The following is a 17,037-nucleotide window of genomic DNA, read 5'->3' as shown; positions in this document are numbered from 1 at the left end:
CCGCGACATGGACGCGCTGCCGCTGCGTCGGCTCATGTCGGCGGAAGCCCAGGCCCATCCGATTTGCCTGCGCCACCGCCCTTCGCAGGCTTGAGGTGGCTGCGCTTCAACCGCCACAGAAAACGAAAAAGCCGCGGCGAACCGCGGCTTTTCGATGCTTGATCCCCTGAAGGAAATTGGAGCGGGTGAAGCGATTCGAACGCTCGACCCCAACCTTGGCAAGGTTGTGCTCTACCCCTGAGCTACACCCGCTCACACGGCGTCTTGGCCGCAAGCCGGGCCTATATGGCTGAAGAGCGCGGCGATTGCAACAGGGAAATAACAGGCTTTTTGCTGCCCGGCGCCATGATGCAGGCAAGCCGCCCGTGACAAGGCTTCTCGCCGGATCTGGGGGCCGTGTTGGGCGGCGGCCCGACCATTGCCGCCTCGTCGCGGCGCGCACCATCGCCGCGTGCATGGGAATAACCGGCTTTCGCGGCGGCGCGCACCAGGCTTGCGCAAAAATGATTCCGATTCCGTGGCCGATGCGATAAACGGCATGGCCGCAAACCAGCCGAAGAAGAAATCCAATGCCGAAGACCGAAGCCGAGCTTTTCGCCTTTCTCGCCGAACTGGGCATCGCCGTTTCGACGAAACGCCACCCGCCGCTCTATACGGTGGCCGATTCGCAGGCGCTGCGCGGCGAAATCGCCGGCGGACACACCAAGAACCTGTTCCTGAAGGACAAGAAGGACAATTTCTTCCTGGTCACCGTCGGCGAGGACGCGGTCGTCGATCTCAAGCAGATCCATCAGTCGATCGGCGCCGCCAGCCGGGTTTCCTTCGGCAAGCCGGAAATGCTGATGGAGCTTTTGGGCGTCACGCCGGGCGCCGTCACCGTCTTCGGCGTCATCAATGACAGGGAAAACAGGGTCAAGCTGGTGCTCGACAAGGATTTGATGGCGCATGCCGTCATCAACGCGCATCCGCTGACCAACGAGGCGACGACGTCGATCGCGGCGGCCGATCTCATCAGATTCGTCGAGGCAACCGGGCACGATGCTGCTATCTTGAAAGTCTCGGCATGATCGCCACATGGATGGCGAAGCCGATTTCCAATTGAGACATGGCGCCGAGCCGCGGGCCGGCAGCGCGACCGAAAGGGTGACGAGATGAGCGACAACAATCCGTTTGGCGGATCATTCGGAAACAATGGCGGCCAGTATGCCACCACGGTGCAGTATGGCGGAACGGCCACGGCGCCGGCGAAGGCAGCGCTTGGCGATGCGCCCGCGGGCGCCCGCGCCGGCGATGTCATCAAGGACACGACGACCGCCGCCTTCGCCGCCGACGTCATCCAGGAATCGCGCCGCCAGCCGGTGCTGGTCGATTTCTGGGCGCCGTGGTGCGGCCCTTGCAAGCAGCTCACGCCGCAGCTGGAAAAGGCGGTCAAGGCCGCCGGCGGCAAGGTCAAGCTGGTCAAGATGAACATAGACGACCATCCCTCGATCGCCGGCCAGCTCGGCATCCAGTCGATTCCGGCGGTCATCGCCTTCAAGGACGGCCAACCGGTCGACGGCTTCATGGGCGCCATTCCCGAGAGCCAGATCAACGAATTCATCACCAAGGTCGGCGGCCAGGGCAATGGCGCGCCGCCGGTGGCCGAGGCGCTGGCGGCGGCCGTGGAAGCGCGCGACGCCGGCGACATGCAGGCCGCCGCCGACATTTATGACGCCATCCTGGCGCAGGCGCCGGAGACGGTCGAGGCGATTGGCGGGCTGGGCGAGCTGCTGTTCGAAGCCGGCGACACGGAAGGCGCCGAGGCGTTGCTGGCAACGGCGCCCGAGGCCAAGAAGGACGCGCCGGCGCTCGCCGCCCTGCGCGCCAAGATGGCGCTTGCCGCGCAGGCGGCCGAACTCGGCAACCCGGCCGAATTCGAACGCCGGCTTGCAGAAAATCCCAAGGACCATCAGGCGCGTTTCGATCTGGCCATGATCCAGAACGCCAGGGGCGATCGCACCGCGGCGGCCGACAATCTGCTGGCCATCATCAAGGCCGACCGCGCCTGGAACGAGGACGGCGCCAGGACCCAGTTGCTGCAACTGTTCGAGGCTTGGGGCATGACCGACGAGGCGACGCTTGCCGCGCGCCGCAAATTGTCGGCGTTGCTGTTTTCCTGAGCCGGTTATCGGTTGTTTTGTCGCAGAGGCTTGCGGCGTCGGGCCTGAGCGCCAGATAGGACAGGGCAGGGTTGACGCTTCGCAATCGAAGCGATCGGAGGAATGAGGTGCAAGCGGGAAACGCGCATTACCGGCTCGCCAAGGATTTGCCGTTGACGATCCCGATCTTTCCGCTCGAGGGCGCGCTCCTTTTGCCGGGCGGCCGCATGCCGCTCAACATCTTCGAGCCGCGCTACCTGCAGATGGTGGACGAGGCGGTCGCCGGCTCGCGTCTCATCGGCATCATCCAGCCCGGTCTCAATGGCGCATTGCGCGAGGATGGCGAGCCGGAGCTTTGCAATGTCGGCTGCATCGGTCGCATCATCGCCTTTTCAGAGACCGGCGACGGTCGCTACCTGATTTCGCTGCAAGGCGTGTGCCGGTTCCGCATCGCCCACGAGCTGACGGTCAAGACGCCGTTCCGCCAGTGCAAACCGGCACCCTTCCTGGCCGATCTCGACGAGGAGCAGGCGGCTGATGAAATCGACCGGCCGGCGTTGCTGCGGGCCTTTCGCGCCTATCTGCAGGCCAACGATCTGGAAGCCGACTGGGAAAGCGTCAGCCGGGCCGAAAACGCCATGCTGGTCAACGCGCTGTCGATGATGGCGCCCTATGGACCGGCCGAGAAGCAGGCGTTGCTGGAAGCCGCGGACCTGAAGACGCGGGCCGAGACGCTGATCGCCATCACCGAGATGACGCTGGCGCGCGAGAATGAGGATTTTGGCTCGAGCCTGCAGTAGGATGTGCCGATATTCAGCCGGCCTGACCTGAATCTCAACATATTGTCGGCGTGAAACCGGAAGAGGACCTGATGGCGGCGGATGGGCGTGACGGAAAGAAAACCAGCGTCGACCCGAAGCTGCTGGAACTGCTGGCCTGCCCGCTGACCAAGGGGCCGCTGGCCTGGGACCCTGAGCGTGGCGAGCTGGTCTCGCGGGTCGCCAAGCTCGCTTATCCCGTGCGCGACGGCATCCCCATCATGCTGCCTTCGGAGGCGCGGACCATCTCGGCCGAGGATGTGCTGTCGCCGCCGAAGCTGGGTGGGGCGGGCAGTTCGACATCATAGATAGTCATTTGCCTGGAGTGACCGGACGCCAGGATTGACGCTCTACGGCGCCCCCCTCTGCCCTGCCGGGCATCTCCCCCACGAGGGGGGAGATTGGCAGCTTGGGCGCCGGCCCTTCTTCTTGCAACGTTGAAAATTGGCGAATTGCACGTTGAAAAGTTGGCGAAGGCCGTCGCGATAGCTGATCTCCCCCCTCGTGGGGGAGATGCCCGGCAGGGCAGAGGGGGGCGCTGTCCCGCCGCGCTTGATGGTCAGGGCGCGCCTACTGAAAGTTGCGCCCTTTGGGCATGACCCTTTCCGCCTCTTCCGACAGCATCGCAAGATCCTGTCCGTCTTTCCCTATTGCGGGTTGGCTGGAGCGGCGCGGAGGACCGGCTGCTGGCGGTGCGGCCGCACCGACCTTTTCCAGCAGCACGGTCAGCCAGGGCGTCAGATCCTCGATCTTCTCGGCGACGATATGGACGACACCTGATTCCGACTGCAGCTTCCCGGTGACCTTCACAAACCGGGCGCCCATGACGATGGGCCGGAAGCGGGTGAAGGTCCTTTCCCAGAAGATGACATTGGCGACGGCCTTGTCGTCTTCCAGCGTGAGAAAGATCGCGTTGCCCTTGCCGGGGCGCTGGCGCACCAGCACCAGGCCGGCAACGGAGACCCGCCTGCCGTCGCGCACGGAAGGCAGGCTGGCATTGGGGGTGACGCCGGCGCGGTCGAGCCGCTCGCGCAGGAAGGCGACCGGATGCGCCTTCAGCGACAGGCCGAGCGAGCGGTAATCGTGGATGACATGCTCGCCGAGCGGCATTTTCGGCAGTCTCGTCTCGGGCTCCAGCTCGCGTAGGCTGAGTGCCGGCTGGTCGAACAGCGGCAGTTTCTCGGCGGCGCTCTTGCCGTCGAGCGCGCGGACCTCCCACAGTGCCGCGCGGCGGTCGAGGCCGATGGACCGAAAGGCGTCGGCCTGCGCCAGCTTCTCGATCTCGTCGACATTGAGGCCGGAGCGCAGCCAAACATCCCGGACGGTCGAGTAGCCGGCGCCGCGCCGGGCGACGAAAGCCTCCATGCGTTCCTTGGAAAGTCCCTTGATTTGCCTGAAGCCGAGCCGCAGCGCATGGCTTGTCTCGATGACGCCGCGCATCCCGGCATGACGCGGCAGGATGCGGGCCGGGTCGAAAGGCGCCTTTTCCAAAGTGCAGTCCCAGACGGAGAAATTGACATCGACCTCGCGGATGTCGACGCCATGGTCGCGGGCGTCGCGCACCAGCTGCGCCGGCTGGTAGAACCCCATCGGCTGCGAGTTCAGGATCGCGGCGCAGAACACGTCGGGATAGAAAGTCTTGAACCAGCAGGAGGCATAGACGAGCAGCGCGAAGGAGGCGGCGTGGCTTTCGGGAAAGCCATATTCGCCGAAACCCTCGATCTGATTGAAGCAGCGCTCGGCGAAGTCCTTTTCGTAGCCTCGGTCCGTCATGCCGTCGATCATGCGCTGGCGGTAATTGCCGATGGTGCCGGTGCGCTTGAAGGTGGCCATGGCGCGGCGCAGTTCATCGGCCTCGCCCGGCCTGAAGCCGCCGGCGACGATGGCGATCTTCATCGCCTGCTCCTGGAACAGCGGCACGCCCAGCGTCTTGCCGAGTATTTTTTCCAGCTCCGGCTTGGGATATTCGGCTTTTTCCTTGCCTTGGCGGCGGCGCAGATAGGGATGCACCATATCGCCCTGGATCGGGCCTGGCCGCACGATCGCCACCTCGATGACCAGATCGTAGAATTCGCGCGGCTTCAGCCGTGGCAGCATCGACATCTGGGCGCGCGATTCGATCTGGAAGACGCCGAGCGTATCGGCGCGGCAGATCATGTCGTAGACACGAGGGTCCTCCTTGGCGATCGTATCCAGGGTCAATGGCCTGCCATAGTCGTCTCTCACGCCGTATTGGGTTTCGAGCAAGGTGAAAGCGCGCTGGAGGCAGGTCAGCATGCCGAGCGCCAGTATATCCACCTTGAGGATCTTCACCGCGTCGAGATCGTCCTTGTCCCATTCGACCATCTTGCGCTCGTCCATCGCCGTCTTGACGATGGGGACGATTTCGTCGAGCCGGTCCCTGGTGATGACGAAGCCGCCGACATGCTGGGAGAGATGGCGGGGAAAGCCCATGATCTCGTTGGCGCGTTCCATCACATGCCGCGATATGGGATCGCTGCGGTCGAGGCCGCCGGCCCTGGCTTCCTTCTCGCCGAGCTCCGAGGTCGACCAGCCCCAGATCGAGCCGGAAAGCGACGCCCGGACATCCTCCGACAGGCCCATCGCCTTCGACACTTCGCGTAGCGCCGAACGGCCGCGATAGCTGATGACGGCGGCGGCGAGCGCCGTGCGCTTGGAGCTGTATTTCGTATAGATGTACTGCATCACCTCTTCGCGCCGCTCATGCTCGAAATCGACATCGATATCCGGTGGCTCGTTGCGTTCCTCCGAGATGAAACGCTCGAAGAGCGTGTCGATCTTGTCCGGTCCCACCTCGGTGATGCCGATGCAGAAGCAGATGATCGAATTGGCGGCGGAACCACGGCCCTGGCAGAGAATGCCTTCGCCGCGAGCGAATTTGATGATGTCATGGACGGTCAGGAAATAGCGGGCGTAATTCAGCCGCTCGATCAGGGCGAGTTCTTCCTGAATGCGTTTTATGACGCTGGAGGGGACACCAGCGGGAAAGCGCCGGGCCGCTCCCTCCCGGGCCAGGCGCTCCAGCTCCGCCTGCGGGCCGAGGCCCGATTCCGTCGGCTCGTCGGGATAATTGTACTGAAGGTCGCCGAGCGAGAAGGTCAGCTCTTCGCCGAAACGCAGCGTCTCCGCCAGCGCCCGCGGATGCCTGCGGAACAGGCGCGCCATCTCCAGCGGCGGCTTCAGATGGCGTTCGGCATTGGCGGTCAGCTCCAGCCCTACCTCGGCGACCGGAACATTGAGGCGGATCGCGGTCAGCACATCCTGTAAGGGGCGGCGTTCGGCCGTGTGGTAGAGCACGTCGTTGGTCGCCATCAGCGGAATGCCGGTGCTTTCGGCAAACGCCGCCGCCTGCTCGATCCTGAAGCGGTCATGGCCGGCATAACAGGGCGAGACGCCGAGCCGCAGGGCGCTGCCGAACCGGCCCTCGAGTTCCCGCAGCAAGGCCAGACTGTCCTGCGCGTCCTGCGCCAGATCGGGCAAGACCGCCAGCGACATCCGGTCCCCCCATTCGAGCAAGTCGCCGCGCTGGAGCAAGGTGGCGCCCTTTTCGGTCTCGTCGCGCAGATTGGCCTGGGTGAGCATGCGGCACAGATGCCCCCAGCCCGTGCGGTCCCTGGGATAGGCGAGAATTTCCGGCGTGCCGTCGCCAAAAACCAGCCGGCAGCCAGGATGATAGGCAAGCTTTTCGACCTTGGCCTGCTGCCAGGCGCGCACCACGCCGGCCACGCTGTTGCGGTCGGCGAGCCCGATCGCGGAGAAACCCATGAGCTTGGCCGCGACCACCAGTTCCTCCGGCTTGGAAGCGCCGCGCAGGAAGGAGAAATTCGACTGGATGCCGAACTCGGCATAGGGGATGACGGTCAGCGCGTTCATGCGAAGACCCCGTGCATGAACCAGCGCGGCGGGATCTGCGAGGCGCTGCCGTAAAGGCCTTGCCGGTAGAGCCAGTAGCGGCGGCCATCGGCATCCTCGATGCGGAAATAGTCGCGTGTCGATGCCGCCGGATCGCCCGGCGCCTCGCGCCACCATTCGGCGGCGATGCGTTCCGGACCCTCGGCACGGGTGACGCGGTAGAGCGCGCGGCGCCAACGAAAATGCAGCGGCGGTCCCTCCGGCATTTCGGTGGCCGGCACATCGATGGGCTCGGGCGCGCGGAACAGCCGGATTGGGCGTTCCGGCGGGAAGATGGTCATCGGCGCCGGCATCCTGTCCGGCTTCTTCGGCGGCGTGGTCCGGCGCGGCGCCTCGCTGAAGGGGACGATGGCGACGGCGCGTTCGGGCAGATGGCTTTCCACAGGGACAGGCTGGAGAACCGCGCTCTCGCCGAGGCGGGCGCGGATGCGGTCGGCGAACAGGGCTATGTCGGCACCGTCGTCGGCCGCTTCACCGGTCAGATCGGTCTGCTGCGTGTCGAAAGCGGCGACAGCCAGCACCGAGAGGCGCACCAGGTCGAAGCCATAGCCGGCATCGATATGCTGCTCGAGTGCTGCCAGCCTTTCATGGAACAATTTCCGGATCAGCAAGGGTTCGCGCATCGGCCGCGAGGTGCCGAGCGCGATGCGGCTGACGGCGCCGTCGACGCGAAAGAGCAGCAGCGCCAGCGTCCGGGCGCCTTCGCCGCGGCGTTCGAGGTCGGTCTTCAAGGTCGTCGCCAGCATGCCCACCAGCCGCTCTATCTCCTCCGTCAGCGTGACGGGTTCGGCGAGATGGCGTTCGACTGAAAGCGGCGCGACGGGAAGGCGCGGCGAGATCGCTTCGTCGAGACGGCCAAGCGCCTGGTCGAGGCGCTGGAGCAGCAAGGCGCCGAAGCGGCGGGCAAGCGGCGCGCGCGGCGCGGCCATGACGGCGCCCGCCGTGCGCAGCCCGACGCTTTCCAGGCTGGCACGGGTTTCCGGCGCTATGCGAAGGGCGGCCAGCGGCAAGGGAGCAAGCAAGGCTTCCTCCTCGCCCGATAGAACGATGCGGTCGCCGCAAAAGCGTGCCGCCGCCCAGGCCGCCCCGGGCGTGCCGGCAAGCCCGGGGCGGACGTCGAAACCCTGATGCAAGAAGCGCGACAGGATTTCGTCGAGCATGGCGCGTTCGCCGCCGAACAGATGGGTGCAGCCGGTGACGTCGAGGAACAGGCCGTCGATGCTGTCCAGCGCCACCAGCGGCGTGTAGCGGTCGCACCAGTCGGCAAGGCCCTCGAGCAGGCGCCGGTCGGCCTCCGGATCGGCTTCGACGATGTCGATCGACGGATGCATGGCGCGCGCATCGGCAATCCCCATGTCGCGCTTCAGGTGCAGCGCCTCAGCCCGCTCGTCGAGGGCTGAGATGCGCTGCGCGTTGCCCTGGCGGTGGCTGATCACGAGCGGTGGGTGAGATGGCGACGGATGATCCGAGGGTCGGGAACGCCAGGATTTCCCCAGACGCTGCCGCAGGATCCTTTCGGCCGCCAGATAGGGAAACCACAGGGACAGGATTCTCTGCCCGCTCTTCCTCGCCCCTTCTTTCGTCGAATACGCGTTCATCGGGGTTCCACTCCAGTATGAATTGTCCAGGCAAGGCCGTGCGGCTCTTGCCGATGCTGATGGTGAAGGCGGGGTGGCCGATCGAACCGGCGAGCGGCCCGGCGACCGTGGCGCGCGGCACGGCCGGCGCCGACGCGGCGATGAGGCGGATAGGCGCCGCCGTCGGTTCCGGCTCGGCCGCCTGCCGCAGCAGGAACACCGGCCGGCCGGCACCTTGCGCCCGCGCATGCAGGCGGCGTGTCGCGGTCAGGTCCAGCCGCTGCGGATTGCCGCGGATTTCCAGAATGACGGCGGCAAGCGCCGTCATGCGTGCCGCCTCCTCGGCGATCCACAGCGCATCGACAAGCCTGGGCGCCTCGGAAAACAGCAATTGCCCGGGCTCGATGCCGAAGGCGGCCTGCAGCCCCCTGGCATAGGGAAAGCCGGCCTCGTGGAAAATTTCCGATGTCCCGATCCATAAGATGGGCAGCCCCTGCGCCTGGTTGAGGATCAGGCTGACGAGCGACAGGGCGAAGCCGGCCACGGCTCCCGCGTCGCGGGTTTCCAGGCCATGGATTTCGGTCAGGGCGGCTTTCGGCAGGCCGCCGCCGAGCGCGGCATCGAGCCGCTCGACGCCGATGGGCAGGAAGGCATCCGGCAAGGCCGCGGCAAGGCCGCGCCGGATGATCGTCAGATCGCTGCCTGGCGTGGGGTCAGCGCTGGCGCCGGCATCAAGGGGCGCCGGCGCCGGCGCCTGCAGGCGCTCGGGCAGCGTTCCCTCGATTTTCGCGATCTGGCGGCGCAGGGCAAAAACAGTCTCCCGCGCCACGGCGGTCATCGCCATGACGGTCAGCTTCCACTCACAATTGTTCCTGTTATGTTCCTATTGATTCCAGAGGGCGCTGGAAGAGTCAAGCAGAGTCATAAGGAATTTATTCCTCTCCCGGCGCGACGCCGGCGTATAGGCGTCATTTGCCTCGACCGGTGCGAACACCTATATGCCGGGATTAAAGGACAAAGCATGGCCCGCATCTACAAGACCCGCACCTGGCATGGCGAACTTGCGCCCTCGATGGAAGAATTGGAGTTCCTGGCCCTGGAGGCCTACGCCCATCTGCCGGAGGATTTTCGCAAGCTGACCGGCGAGATCGTCATCCAGATCGCCGAATTCCCGACCGACGAGATCATGGACGATTTGTCGTTGGAGACGCCGTTCGACCTGCTCGGCCTGTTCGAGGGGCGCGGCATCGCCGAACGCTGGAACCCGCAAACCGGGGAAGGCCCCAACCGCATCACGCTCTATCGCCGCGCCATGCTCGACTACTGGGCCGAGAACGAGGAATCGCTGGGCGACATCGTCACCCACGTGCTGATCCACGAGATCGGCCACCATTTCGGCCTGTCGGATGATGATATGGAAAAGATCGAGGAAGCGGCTGAATAGGCTGTGCCTTCGTCATCCTAGGGTCTGCGCCCCGTCGCTTCGCTCCTTGCTTCGCCTAGGATGACGAAGAGAGAGGGCTGCGGCGCTTTCCCCTACCAGTCGCTGAGCTTGGTATCCGGCCCGTATTCCTGGCCGTCGACATCCTTCACCACGGCCTGGCCGCAGCGCATGGTCTTGGCTTTCTTGTCATAGGCGTAGGTCGGCGAGCCGAACAGGTGCCAGCCCTTGTTCAGCGCCGCCGTCACCTTGTGGCAGAAGCTGGCGTCGTCCGGGGCGGTGAGAAAGCGGTAGAGTTTCATCGTCCAATTCCTGTCGTGTATCCCAAGTCGGCGAATATCATGCCCCGATGGCGGCCGCTTTCGCCAGCAGTTTTTCGGCCTGCGCCAAGTGCAGTCGCTCGACCATCCTGCCGTTCAGCGCGATGACGCCCTTGCCGCTGTTTTGCGCCTCCGCGAAGGCATCCTTCACCGCGCGCGCCTCGGCCAGTGCCTGCGCCGACGGGGCAAAGGCGCGGTTGGCGGCCTCGATCTGCGATGGATGGATCAGCGTCTTGCCGTCAAAGCCCATGGCGGCGGCCTGCGTGCATTCGCGGGCGAACGCGTCCAGGTCGCGAAAATCGTTGAACACCCCATCGAGCATGTCGAGGCCGCCGGCGCGCGCCGCCAGCAGCATCTGCATCAGCCATGGCAGGAGATAGGCGCGGTCGGGCGTCGCCAGGACGCCGGTATCCTTGATCAGGTCATTCGTTCCGGCAATGAAACAATCCAGCCGCGAGGCGGGGTCGCGGCCGAGCTCGGCGATGGCGCCGATGTTGAGCATGGCCTTGGGCGTCTCGATCATCGCCCATAGCTTCACGCTGTCGGGCGCAAAATTATCGTCCAGCACATCGCCGACCTCGAGCACGTCGCGCGGTGTGTCGACCTTGGGCAGCAGGAGGCCGTCCGGTTCCGCCTTGGCCACGGCGGCAAGGTCGTCGGCGCCCCATTCGCTGGACAGCGCATTGACGCGCACCACCATCTCGCAGCGCCGGCCATTGCGGTCGGCACCAGGGCGATTGGCGAAAATGCCGGCCAGTTTCTCGCGCGCGGCGATCTTGTCGGCGGGGGCGACGGCGTCCTCGAGGTCGATGATGACGGCGTCGCAGGCAAGCTGCGCGATCTTGGCCAACGCCTTGTCGTTGGAGGCCGGGATATAGAGCACTGAGCGGCGCGGACGGTAGGTTTCCATGTCCGATCTATGCCGGTTGCGGTCGGGCGAGGCAAGCGTCCGACCGATACCTGATACGAGCCAACCGCGAAAGCTTGCGCCGTCCCTTGCCTGTCCTCCGCAGCCGTTGCCGAAGGGCGCCTTTCCTCTCCCCCGTCGATCGGGGGAGAGGTGTCGAGCGAAGCTCGACGGAGTGGGGGTCGACCTTTGGGCGCAAGGCGATGCGATGCTTGCGCCCGGTGCCCTTTCCTATGTCCATTTGCGGCGGTTGCCAGGTGGTTCCCCCACTCCGTCTCGGCTTCGCCGAGCCACCTCTCCCCCCTCCGGAGGGAGAGGAAAGGAGCCTCGCTGGGGTACGCCAACGCGTCCGCAAAGAATGGCGGGCAGTGCACCAGCCCTGCACGAAAACTGCACGCGCATGCCGAAAACCTCCTCGTATCTGCCCCGCCAACTTCATGCCGGCCCGCCACAAGGCGGCATGCAAAAGCGAGCAAAACCCCGTTGGTCCCTGCCCCACAGGCTGCGCAGCGAAGGCTGGTGGCTGGCCGATCCACCACGTGCGACGGCAACCCTCATCCCTTTCGTCCGCAGACGCCCTCCGACGGCCCGACTGGAAGCCATGGGGACGATCAGGTCATGACAGTGTTGCTCACTTCGGCGCCAAGCTATCGCAGCCGCTTCGGCGTTGCCCTGCTGTTGGTCGCGATCGCCGATTTCCTGTTCTACGGCCAGCCCGCCGGCATCACGGTTCTCCTGTTCGCCATCCTGATTGCCGCGGCGGTGGTGGCCGTGCATCCCGCCGCGTTCAACGATGGCAAGGTGTGGCTCAAGTCAGCCGCCTTGCTTGTCGCGCTGCTGCCGCTGGCCGAGACTGTCAGCCCCTTGTCCGTCTCGATCGCGCTCGCGGCCCTGGTGGCGTTCGCGCTTTCGCTGAGTGGCCGGCTGCGGCACCGCATGGCGCGCATTACCGGCCAGGTCGTGCTGTTCGGGCTGGCGGCGCCGGTCCGGTTCCTCGGCGATTTTCTCCAGTGGCGAAGGGCGGCGCGGCGGTTCGGCGGGCATCGCATAAGGCTGGCGGCGATCGCGGTCTGGGTCATGCCGCTGACGCTGGGCGCCGTCTTCGTCGCCCTGTTCGGCGCCGCCAACCCGGTCATCGAATACTGGCTGTCGCTGATCGATCTCATCAGGCTGCTCGACCTGATCCAGCTGACGCGGATCGCCTTCTGGCTGTTCGTGCTTGCCGGCGTCTGGGCCTTTCTGCGGCCGCGCCTGCCGCGATTCCGGCGGCGTATTTTCCGGCCAGATCATCCCCCTGCCGATGCCCAGCCGGCGGCTGGCCCGGACAGGCATGTTGTCGAGGACATCGCCTTCGGTAAGGCGGCTATCCTTCGAGCGCTCGTTGTCTTCAACATCCTGTTCGCGATGCAGAGCGGGCTCGACGCCACCTATCTGTGGGGCGGGGTCGCGCTTCCCGATGGCTTGAGCTACGCCGCTTACGCGCATCGCGGCGCCTATCCGCTTGTTGTCACCGCGCTGCTTGCCGCCGGTTTTGTCCTTGCGGCGCTGAGGCCCGGCAGCGAGGCATCGAACGATCCGCTTATCCGCCGCCTGGTCTATGCCTGGGTAGCGCAGAACATCATGCTGGTCGCCTCGTCGATCCTGCGGCTCGACCTCTATGTCGGCATCTATGCGCTGACCTACTGGCGCGTCGCCGCTTTCGCCTGGATGGGGCTGGTGGCGGCCGGGCTTGCGCTGATCATCGCCCGCATCGCGCTCGAAAAATCCAACGAATGGCTGCTCTCCGCCAATCTTCTGACGTTATCCTTGGCGCTTTATGCCTGCTGTTTCATCAACTTCGCCGCGCTGATCGCCAATTACAATGTCGCCCATTCCCTTGAAATGACCGGCCAGGGCATTCCCCTCGACGCCTGGTATCTGCGCTCGCTCGGCCCGGGCGCGTTTCCGGCGCTCGACCGCTTCTACGATCGTCAGGGCAAGACGGCCGATGCCGGCGCCGTCGGCGAACTGGCAAGGTTGCGCGGTGTCGATGAAGGCTGGTATCGCAGCCTGCAGGAAAACTGGCGGAGCTGGAGCTTTCGCGACTGGCGCCTGCTTCGCTATCTCGACAGCAGGCAGCCGATCATTGTTCCTGGTGTCGCAGAACCCGTGCCGGATCGCTGAGCCATGCCGCATCACATCCTCGTCGCCGACGACGACCCGCATATCCGCGAAGTGATCTGCTTCGCGCTGGAAAAGGCCGGCATGAAAACGGCTGCCGTGGCCGATGGCGCCGCCGCCCTGCAGGCGATCGAACGGCGCACGCCCGACCTTGTCGTGCTCGACATCGGCATGCCTGAGATGGACGGGCTGGAGGTTTGCCGGCGGCTGCGCCACACATCAGACGTGCCGGTGCTGTTCCTGTCCGCGCGAGATGAGGAGATCGACCGCATCCTTGGGCTCGAAATGGGTGGCGACGATTATGTCACCAAACCGTTCAGCCCGCGCGAGCTCGTCGCCCGCGTCAACGTCATCCTGCGGCGCGCCCGCCCCGTCGCGCCCGAACCCGCCGACGACAGGCAGTTCGCGCAGGGCAAGCTCACCTTGGCGCCGGCCAGCCACGCGGCCGCCTTCGACGGCAAGCCGCTGGCCCTGACGGGGATCGAGTTCTCGATCCTGAAAGGGTTTCTGGCGCGGCCCACCCATGTGCTCGACCGTGAGGCGGTGATGGCCAGTGCCTATGCGGGCAAGATCCATGTCGCCGACCGCACCGTCGACAGCCATATCCGCAACATCCGCGCCAAGTTGGCGGCGGTGGGTTGCCCGGAGGTCATCGAGACGGTGCATGGCGTCGGCTTCCGGCTCGGCCGATGCGGCTGACGACGTCAAGCAAATGGATTGGCAGCAAGTGGATCGGCCGCAAATGGCGGCCTCGTCTCGCCACGGTCGTCGTTGCCATCCTGATCTTGGTGATGGCGCTGCCGCTGGTCGGCCTGTTCTTCTTCCGCCTCTATGAGAACCAGCTGATCCGCCAGACCGAGGCGGAGCTGATCGCGCAGGGTGCCGCCATCGCCGCCATCTATGCGCAGGAGGTGCGCGACGCCGGCATTTTGCCGGAAAAGCTCGGCGCGCCGATGCCTGGGGCCAATGGCGGCGCGAGCCGAAGCGCCAATCCCGAATCGCCCTATCGGCCGATGGAGCCGCAGCTCGATCTCGCCTCGGATTACGTGCTTGCGACCCGGCCTGCCGGGATGCCCGCCACGGCCGATCCCGCTTTCGCCGCGATCGGCGCGCGCCTGACCGGCATTCTCGATGCGACGCAGAAGACCACGCTGGCCGGTTTCCGGCTGCTCGATCCCGCAGGTGTCGTCATTGCCGGGCGCGACGAAATCGGGCAGTCGCTTGCCGGGGTCGAGGAGGTGCGTGCCGCACTTGCCGGGCGCTATGCCAGCGCGCTCCGGCTGCGCATCCCCAACCAGCCGGCGCCGCCGCTCTATTCGGTCAGCCGCGGCACCAAGGTGCGCGTCTTCGTCGCCCTGCCGGTTGCCGTCAACGGCAAGGTCGCCGGCGTGGTCTATGTCTCGCGGACGCCCAACAACATCATAAAACATCTCTATGGCGAACGCGGCAAGGTGACGGCGGCGGCGATCGCCATCCTCGGCGGCACGCTGCTCATCGGCCTCGTCTTCCTGCGCACTGTCAGCCGGCCGATCTATGCGCTGATCGACCGCACCCAGCGCATCGCCGCCGGCGACCGCGACGCGATCCGGCCGCTCGATCATCACGGCACGCGCGAAATGGCCGAACTGTCCGCCGCGTTTCTCGACATGGCGGAGAAACTGCAGGCGCGCTCGGATAGCATCCAGACCTTTGCCACCCACGTCTCGCATGAGCTCAAATCGCCGCTGACGGCGATCCAGGGCGCGGCCGAACTGCTGCGCGATTCCGGCTCGGCGATGGATGATGACGAGCGGCGGCGCTTCTCCAACAATATCGTCACCGATGCCGGACGGCTCAACCTGCTGGTCCGGCGGCTGCTCGACCTGGCGCGGGCCGAAAACCTCGCGCCCAGCGGCGAAAGCACCTCGGTCAGGTCGGCGCTGGCGCTGCTTCCCGTCGACACCAGGCTGGCGGTTGGCGTCGAGGCCGGCGGCGATCTGGCCTTGCGCATCTCGGCCGAGAACGGAGCAATCGTGCTTGGCAATCTCATCGACAACTCGGCCAGGCACGGCGCGACGCAAGTTTCGATCACTGCCGCAAGCGCCGGCGGCAAGGCGACCGTGCTGGTCAGCGACGATGGCGCCGGCATTTCGCCAAACAACCAGGCGCGCATCTTCGAGCCGTTCTTCACCACGCGGCGCTCTACCGGCGGCACCGGCATGGGCCTCGGCATCGTGCTGGCCCTCCTGAAAGCGCATGATGGTACGATCAGGTTGGTTGACTCCGAGCGCGGCACGCGCTTCGAGATCACTTTGCCGGTCGCGTAGACTGTGGACGGCGGATCGGAGAAAAAAGTGCGCTACGACATCGTTATCATCGGTGGAGCCATCGTCGGCTCCTCGGTCGCCTATTATCTGCGCGAGGAAGGGTTTTCCGGCTCGATCGCGCTGATCGAGCGCGATCCGCAATTCGCCCATGCGGCGACGACGCTATCCATGGCCTCGATCCGCCAGCAATTCTCGATTCCGGAAAACATCCGCCTGTCGCAATTCACGCTGAAACTGTTCCGGCGGCTGAAGGAAGAATTCGGCGCCGAGGCCGATATCGGTTTTCGCGAGGGCGGTTATCTCATCCTTGCCGGCGAGGCGGGGCTGCCGATCCTCAGGGCCAACCACGAGGCGCAGGTCGCCGAAGGCGCCGACATACTGCTCGAGGACGCCGACCAGCTGACGCGCCGCTTCCCCTGGCTGTCGGCGGAAGGCATCACCGCCGGCGCCTATGGCCGGACGGGCGAGGGCTGGTTCGACGCGCATGCGATGCTGACGCTGTTCCGCAAGGCGCTGCGGCAGAAGAAGATCGACTTCATCAGCGCTTCGGTCACCGGTATCGAGCGGCAGGGCGACCGCGTCACCGGCGTCAGCCTTGATAATGGCGACCGGATCGAGGCCGGCACCGTCATCAACGCCGCCGGGCCGAACGCCGGCAAGGTCGCCGCCCTTGCCGGGCTGGCGCTGCCGGTCGAGCCGCGCAAGCGCAACGTCTTCGTCTTCGAGGCACGCGAAAAATATGCCGGCATGCCGCTGCTGGTCGATCCCTCGGGCATCTATGTCAGGCCGGAAGGCTCGGTCTACCTCACCGGCGGCGCCGAGCCGGAAGAGGGCGACGGCCCGGCCGATCCCGGCGATTTCGACGTCGACTGGCCGCTGTTCGAAGAGGTGATCTGGCCGGTGCTGGCAACCCGCATCCCGGCCTTCGAGGCGATCAAGCCGACGCGTGCCTGGGCCGGGCATTATGACTATAACACGCTCGACCAGAACGCGGTGATCGGCCCGCACCCCGAGGTGACGAATTTCCTCTTCGCCAACGGATTTTCCGGCCACGGCCTGCAGCAAGCGCCGGCGGTCGGCAAGGCACTGGCGGAACTGATCGCGCATGGCGGCTACCGGACGATCGATTGCTCGGCGTTTGGCTACGAACGGGTGGCCGAGGGCCGGGCGTTCCGGGAATTGAATGTGATTTGAGGCGCCTGGCCTGGGCCTGCCTCTCCCTTCTCCCCTTGTGGGAGAAGGTGGATCGGCGCGCAGCGCCGAGACGGTTGAGGGGTGCGTGACAGATCTCCGTCCTTGCCAAGCTGGAACACCCCTTGTGTGTTTGGAATCGTGCATTGTTGAGGGTGCCACGGACCAGGTGCTTGCCTGATCCGTGGCGGCGGTCGAGAGCCCGTCACCCCTCAGGTGGCTTAAACCGTGGATGAGCTGGGGCCC

The 17,037-nt window shown here is 65.6% G+C and carries 14 protein-coding genes and 1 tRNA gene; 9 read left to right on the top strand and 6 right to left on the bottom strand.

Annotated elements, in window-relative coordinates; translation table 11 throughout:
* Positions 1-177 precede the first annotated feature (177 nt).
* Positions 178-252 (bottom strand) — tRNA-Gly (locus tag EN824_RS31495).
* 317 nt (positions 253-569) lie between these two features.
* Here EN824_RS31495 and EN824_RS31490 point away from each other — a divergent pair.
* The 4 genes from EN824_RS31490 (at position 570) to EN824_RS31475 (ending at position 3,264) form a co-directional block, all read left to right on the top strand.
* Positions 570-1,067, top strand: coding sequence for a prolyl-tRNA synthetase associated domain-containing protein (locus tag EN824_RS31490; RefSeq protein WP_127281199.1), 498 nt, complete (start codon positions 570-572; stop codon positions 1,065-1,067).
* 84 nt (positions 1,068-1,151) lie between these two features.
* Positions 1,152-2,159, top strand: coding sequence for a thioredoxin (gene trxA / locus EN824_RS31485; RefSeq protein ID WP_135867713.1), 1,008 nt, complete (start codon positions 1,152-1,154; stop codon positions 2,157-2,159).
* Positions 2,160-2,266: 107 nt separating this feature from the next.
* Positions 2,267-2,938 carry an LON peptidase substrate-binding domain-containing protein gene (locus EN824_RS31480; RefSeq protein ID WP_127281055.1) on the top strand — a complete coding sequence of 224 codons (672 nt, stop codon included), beginning with the start codon at positions 2,267-2,269 and terminating at the stop codon, positions 2,936-2,938.
* 71 nt (positions 2,939-3,009) lie between these two features.
* Positions 3,010-3,264, top strand: coding sequence for a Trm112 family protein (locus tag EN824_RS31475; RefSeq protein ID WP_135933067.1), 255 nt, complete (start codon positions 3,010-3,012; stop codon positions 3,262-3,264).
* Positions 3,265-3,526: 262 nt separating this feature from the next.
* Here the strand turns inward: EN824_RS31475 and EN824_RS31470 are convergent, their stop codons facing one another.
* From EN824_RS31470 to EN824_RS36305, 3 genes are read right to left on the bottom strand one after another with little or no spacing between them, the layout of a single operon-like run.
* Complete coding sequence (locus EN824_RS31470) at positions 3,527-6,850, bottom strand: error-prone DNA polymerase (protein WP_135933066.1); 3,324 nt, start codon at positions 6,848-6,850, stop codon at positions 3,527-3,529.
* Positions 6,847-8,325 carry a DUF6504 family protein gene (locus EN824_RS31465; protein ID WP_135933065.1) on the bottom strand — a complete coding sequence of 493 codons (1,479 nt, stop codon included), beginning with the start codon at positions 8,323-8,325 and terminating at the stop codon, positions 6,847-6,849. Before EN824_RS31465 ends, EN824_RS31470 begins: the two co-directional genes overlap by 4 nt.
* Positions 8,267-9,310, bottom strand: a complete 1,044-nt coding sequence (locus EN824_RS36305) for a hypothetical protein (protein ID WP_135933064.1) — start codon at positions 9,308-9,310, stop codon at positions 8,267-8,269. Before EN824_RS36305 ends, EN824_RS31465 begins: the two co-directional genes overlap by 59 nt.
* Before the next feature lie 177 nt (positions 9,311-9,487).
* Here EN824_RS36305 and EN824_RS31455 point away from each other — a divergent pair, with 177 nt between their 5' ends.
* Positions 9,488-9,910, top strand: a complete 423-nt coding sequence (locus EN824_RS31455; protein WP_127280999.1) for a metallopeptidase family protein — start codon at positions 9,488-9,490, stop codon at positions 9,908-9,910.
* A 92-nt stretch (positions 9,911-10,002) separates the two neighbouring features.
* On the opposite strand, the gene EN824_RS31450 is transcribed toward EN824_RS31455, so the two are convergent.
* Together EN824_RS31450 and EN824_RS31445 are read right to left on the bottom strand one after the other, a co-directional pair.
* A complete protein-coding gene (locus EN824_RS31450) occupies positions 10,003-10,209 on the bottom strand; it encodes a DUF1737 domain-containing protein (RefSeq protein WP_027145959.1) in 207 nt (68 codons plus the stop codon).
* Between the two features lie 37 nt (positions 10,210-10,246).
* Complete coding sequence (locus tag EN824_RS31445; protein ID WP_135933063.1) at positions 10,247-11,137, bottom strand: CoA ester lyase; 891 nt, start codon at positions 11,135-11,137, stop codon at positions 10,247-10,249.
* 615 nt (positions 11,138-11,752) lie between these two features.
* Here EN824_RS31445 and EN824_RS31430 point away from each other — a divergent pair.
* Genes EN824_RS31430 through EN824_RS31415 form a run of 4 tightly spaced genes read left to right on the top strand, consistent with a single transcriptional unit; the run spans position 11,753 to position 16,794 of the window.
* Positions 11,753-13,297, top strand: coding sequence for a DUF4173 domain-containing protein (locus EN824_RS31430; RefSeq protein WP_135933062.1), 1,545 nt, complete (start codon positions 11,753-11,755; stop codon positions 13,295-13,297).
* A gap of 3 nt (positions 13,298-13,300) precedes the next feature.
* Positions 13,301-13,993 carry a response regulator transcription factor gene (locus tag EN824_RS31425; protein ID WP_127276548.1) on the top strand — a complete coding sequence of 231 codons (693 nt, stop codon included), beginning with the start codon at positions 13,301-13,303 and terminating at the stop codon, positions 13,991-13,993.
* The gene (locus tag EN824_RS31420; RefSeq protein ID WP_135933061.1) at positions 13,984-15,600 is read left to right on the top strand and encodes an ATP-binding protein; all 1,617 of its coding nucleotides are present in this window, start codon (positions 13,984-13,986) and stop codon (positions 15,598-15,600) included. The genes EN824_RS31425 and EN824_RS31420 overlap by 10 nt, the downstream gene beginning before the upstream one ends.
* A 27-nt stretch (positions 15,601-15,627) precedes the next feature.
* Positions 15,628-16,794 carry an FAD-binding oxidoreductase gene (locus EN824_RS31415; RefSeq protein WP_135933060.1) on the top strand — a complete coding sequence of 389 codons (1,167 nt, stop codon included), beginning with the start codon at positions 15,628-15,630 and terminating at the stop codon, positions 16,792-16,794.
* Positions 16,795-17,037: the final 243 nt, after the last annotated feature.

The sequence above is a fragment of the Mesorhizobium sp. M8A.F.Ca.ET.181.01.1.1 genome (genome assembly GCF_004792025.1).
Classification (GTDB): domain Bacteria; phylum Pseudomonadota; class Alphaproteobacteria; order Rhizobiales; family Rhizobiaceae; genus Mesorhizobium.
The sequence above is the reverse complement of the archived record's forward strand: the minus strand, read 5'-3'. Positions and strand labels throughout refer to the sequence as shown.

Bases quoted from the DNA above. Each gene is read 5' to 3' on its own strand.
- EN824_RS31420 (WP_135933061.1), top strand. From the start codon at position 13,984: ATGCGGCTGACGACGTCAAGCAAATGGATTGGCAGCAAGTGGATCGGC.
- EN824_RS31445 (WP_135933063.1), bottom strand. From the start codon at position 11,137: ATGGAAACCTACCGTCCGCGCCGCTCAGTGCTCTATATCCCGGCCTCC.
- EN824_RS36305 (WP_135933064.1), bottom strand. From the start codon at position 9,310: ATGGCGATGACCGCCGTGGCGCGGGAGACTGTTTTTGCCCTGCGCCGC.
- EN824_RS31425 (WP_127276548.1), top strand. From the start codon at position 13,301: ATGCCGCATCACATCCTCGTCGCCGACGACGACCCGCATATCCGCGAA.
- EN824_RS31450 (WP_027145959.1), bottom strand. From the start codon at position 10,209: ATGAAACTCTACCGCTTTCTCACCGCCCCGGACGACGCCAGCTTCTGC.
- EN824_RS31455 (WP_127280999.1), top strand. From the start codon at position 9,488: ATGGCCCGCATCTACAAGACCCGCACCTGGCATGGCGAACTTGCGCCC.
- EN824_RS31470 (WP_135933066.1), bottom strand. From the start codon at position 6,850: ATGAACGCGCTGACCGTCATCCCCTATGCCGAGTTCGGCATCCAGTCG.
- EN824_RS31430 (WP_135933062.1), top strand. From the start codon at position 11,753: ATGACAGTGTTGCTCACTTCGGCGCCAAGCTATCGCAGCCGCTTCGGC.
- trxA (WP_135867713.1), top strand. From the start codon at position 1,152: ATGAGCGACAACAATCCGTTTGGCGGATCATTCGGAAACAATGGCGGC.
- EN824_RS31490 (WP_127281199.1), top strand. From the start codon at position 570: ATGCCGAAGACCGAAGCCGAGCTTTTCGCCTTTCTCGCCGAACTGGGC.
- EN824_RS31475 (WP_135933067.1), top strand. From the start codon at position 3,010: ATGGCGGCGGATGGGCGTGACGGAAAGAAAACCAGCGTCGACCCGAAG.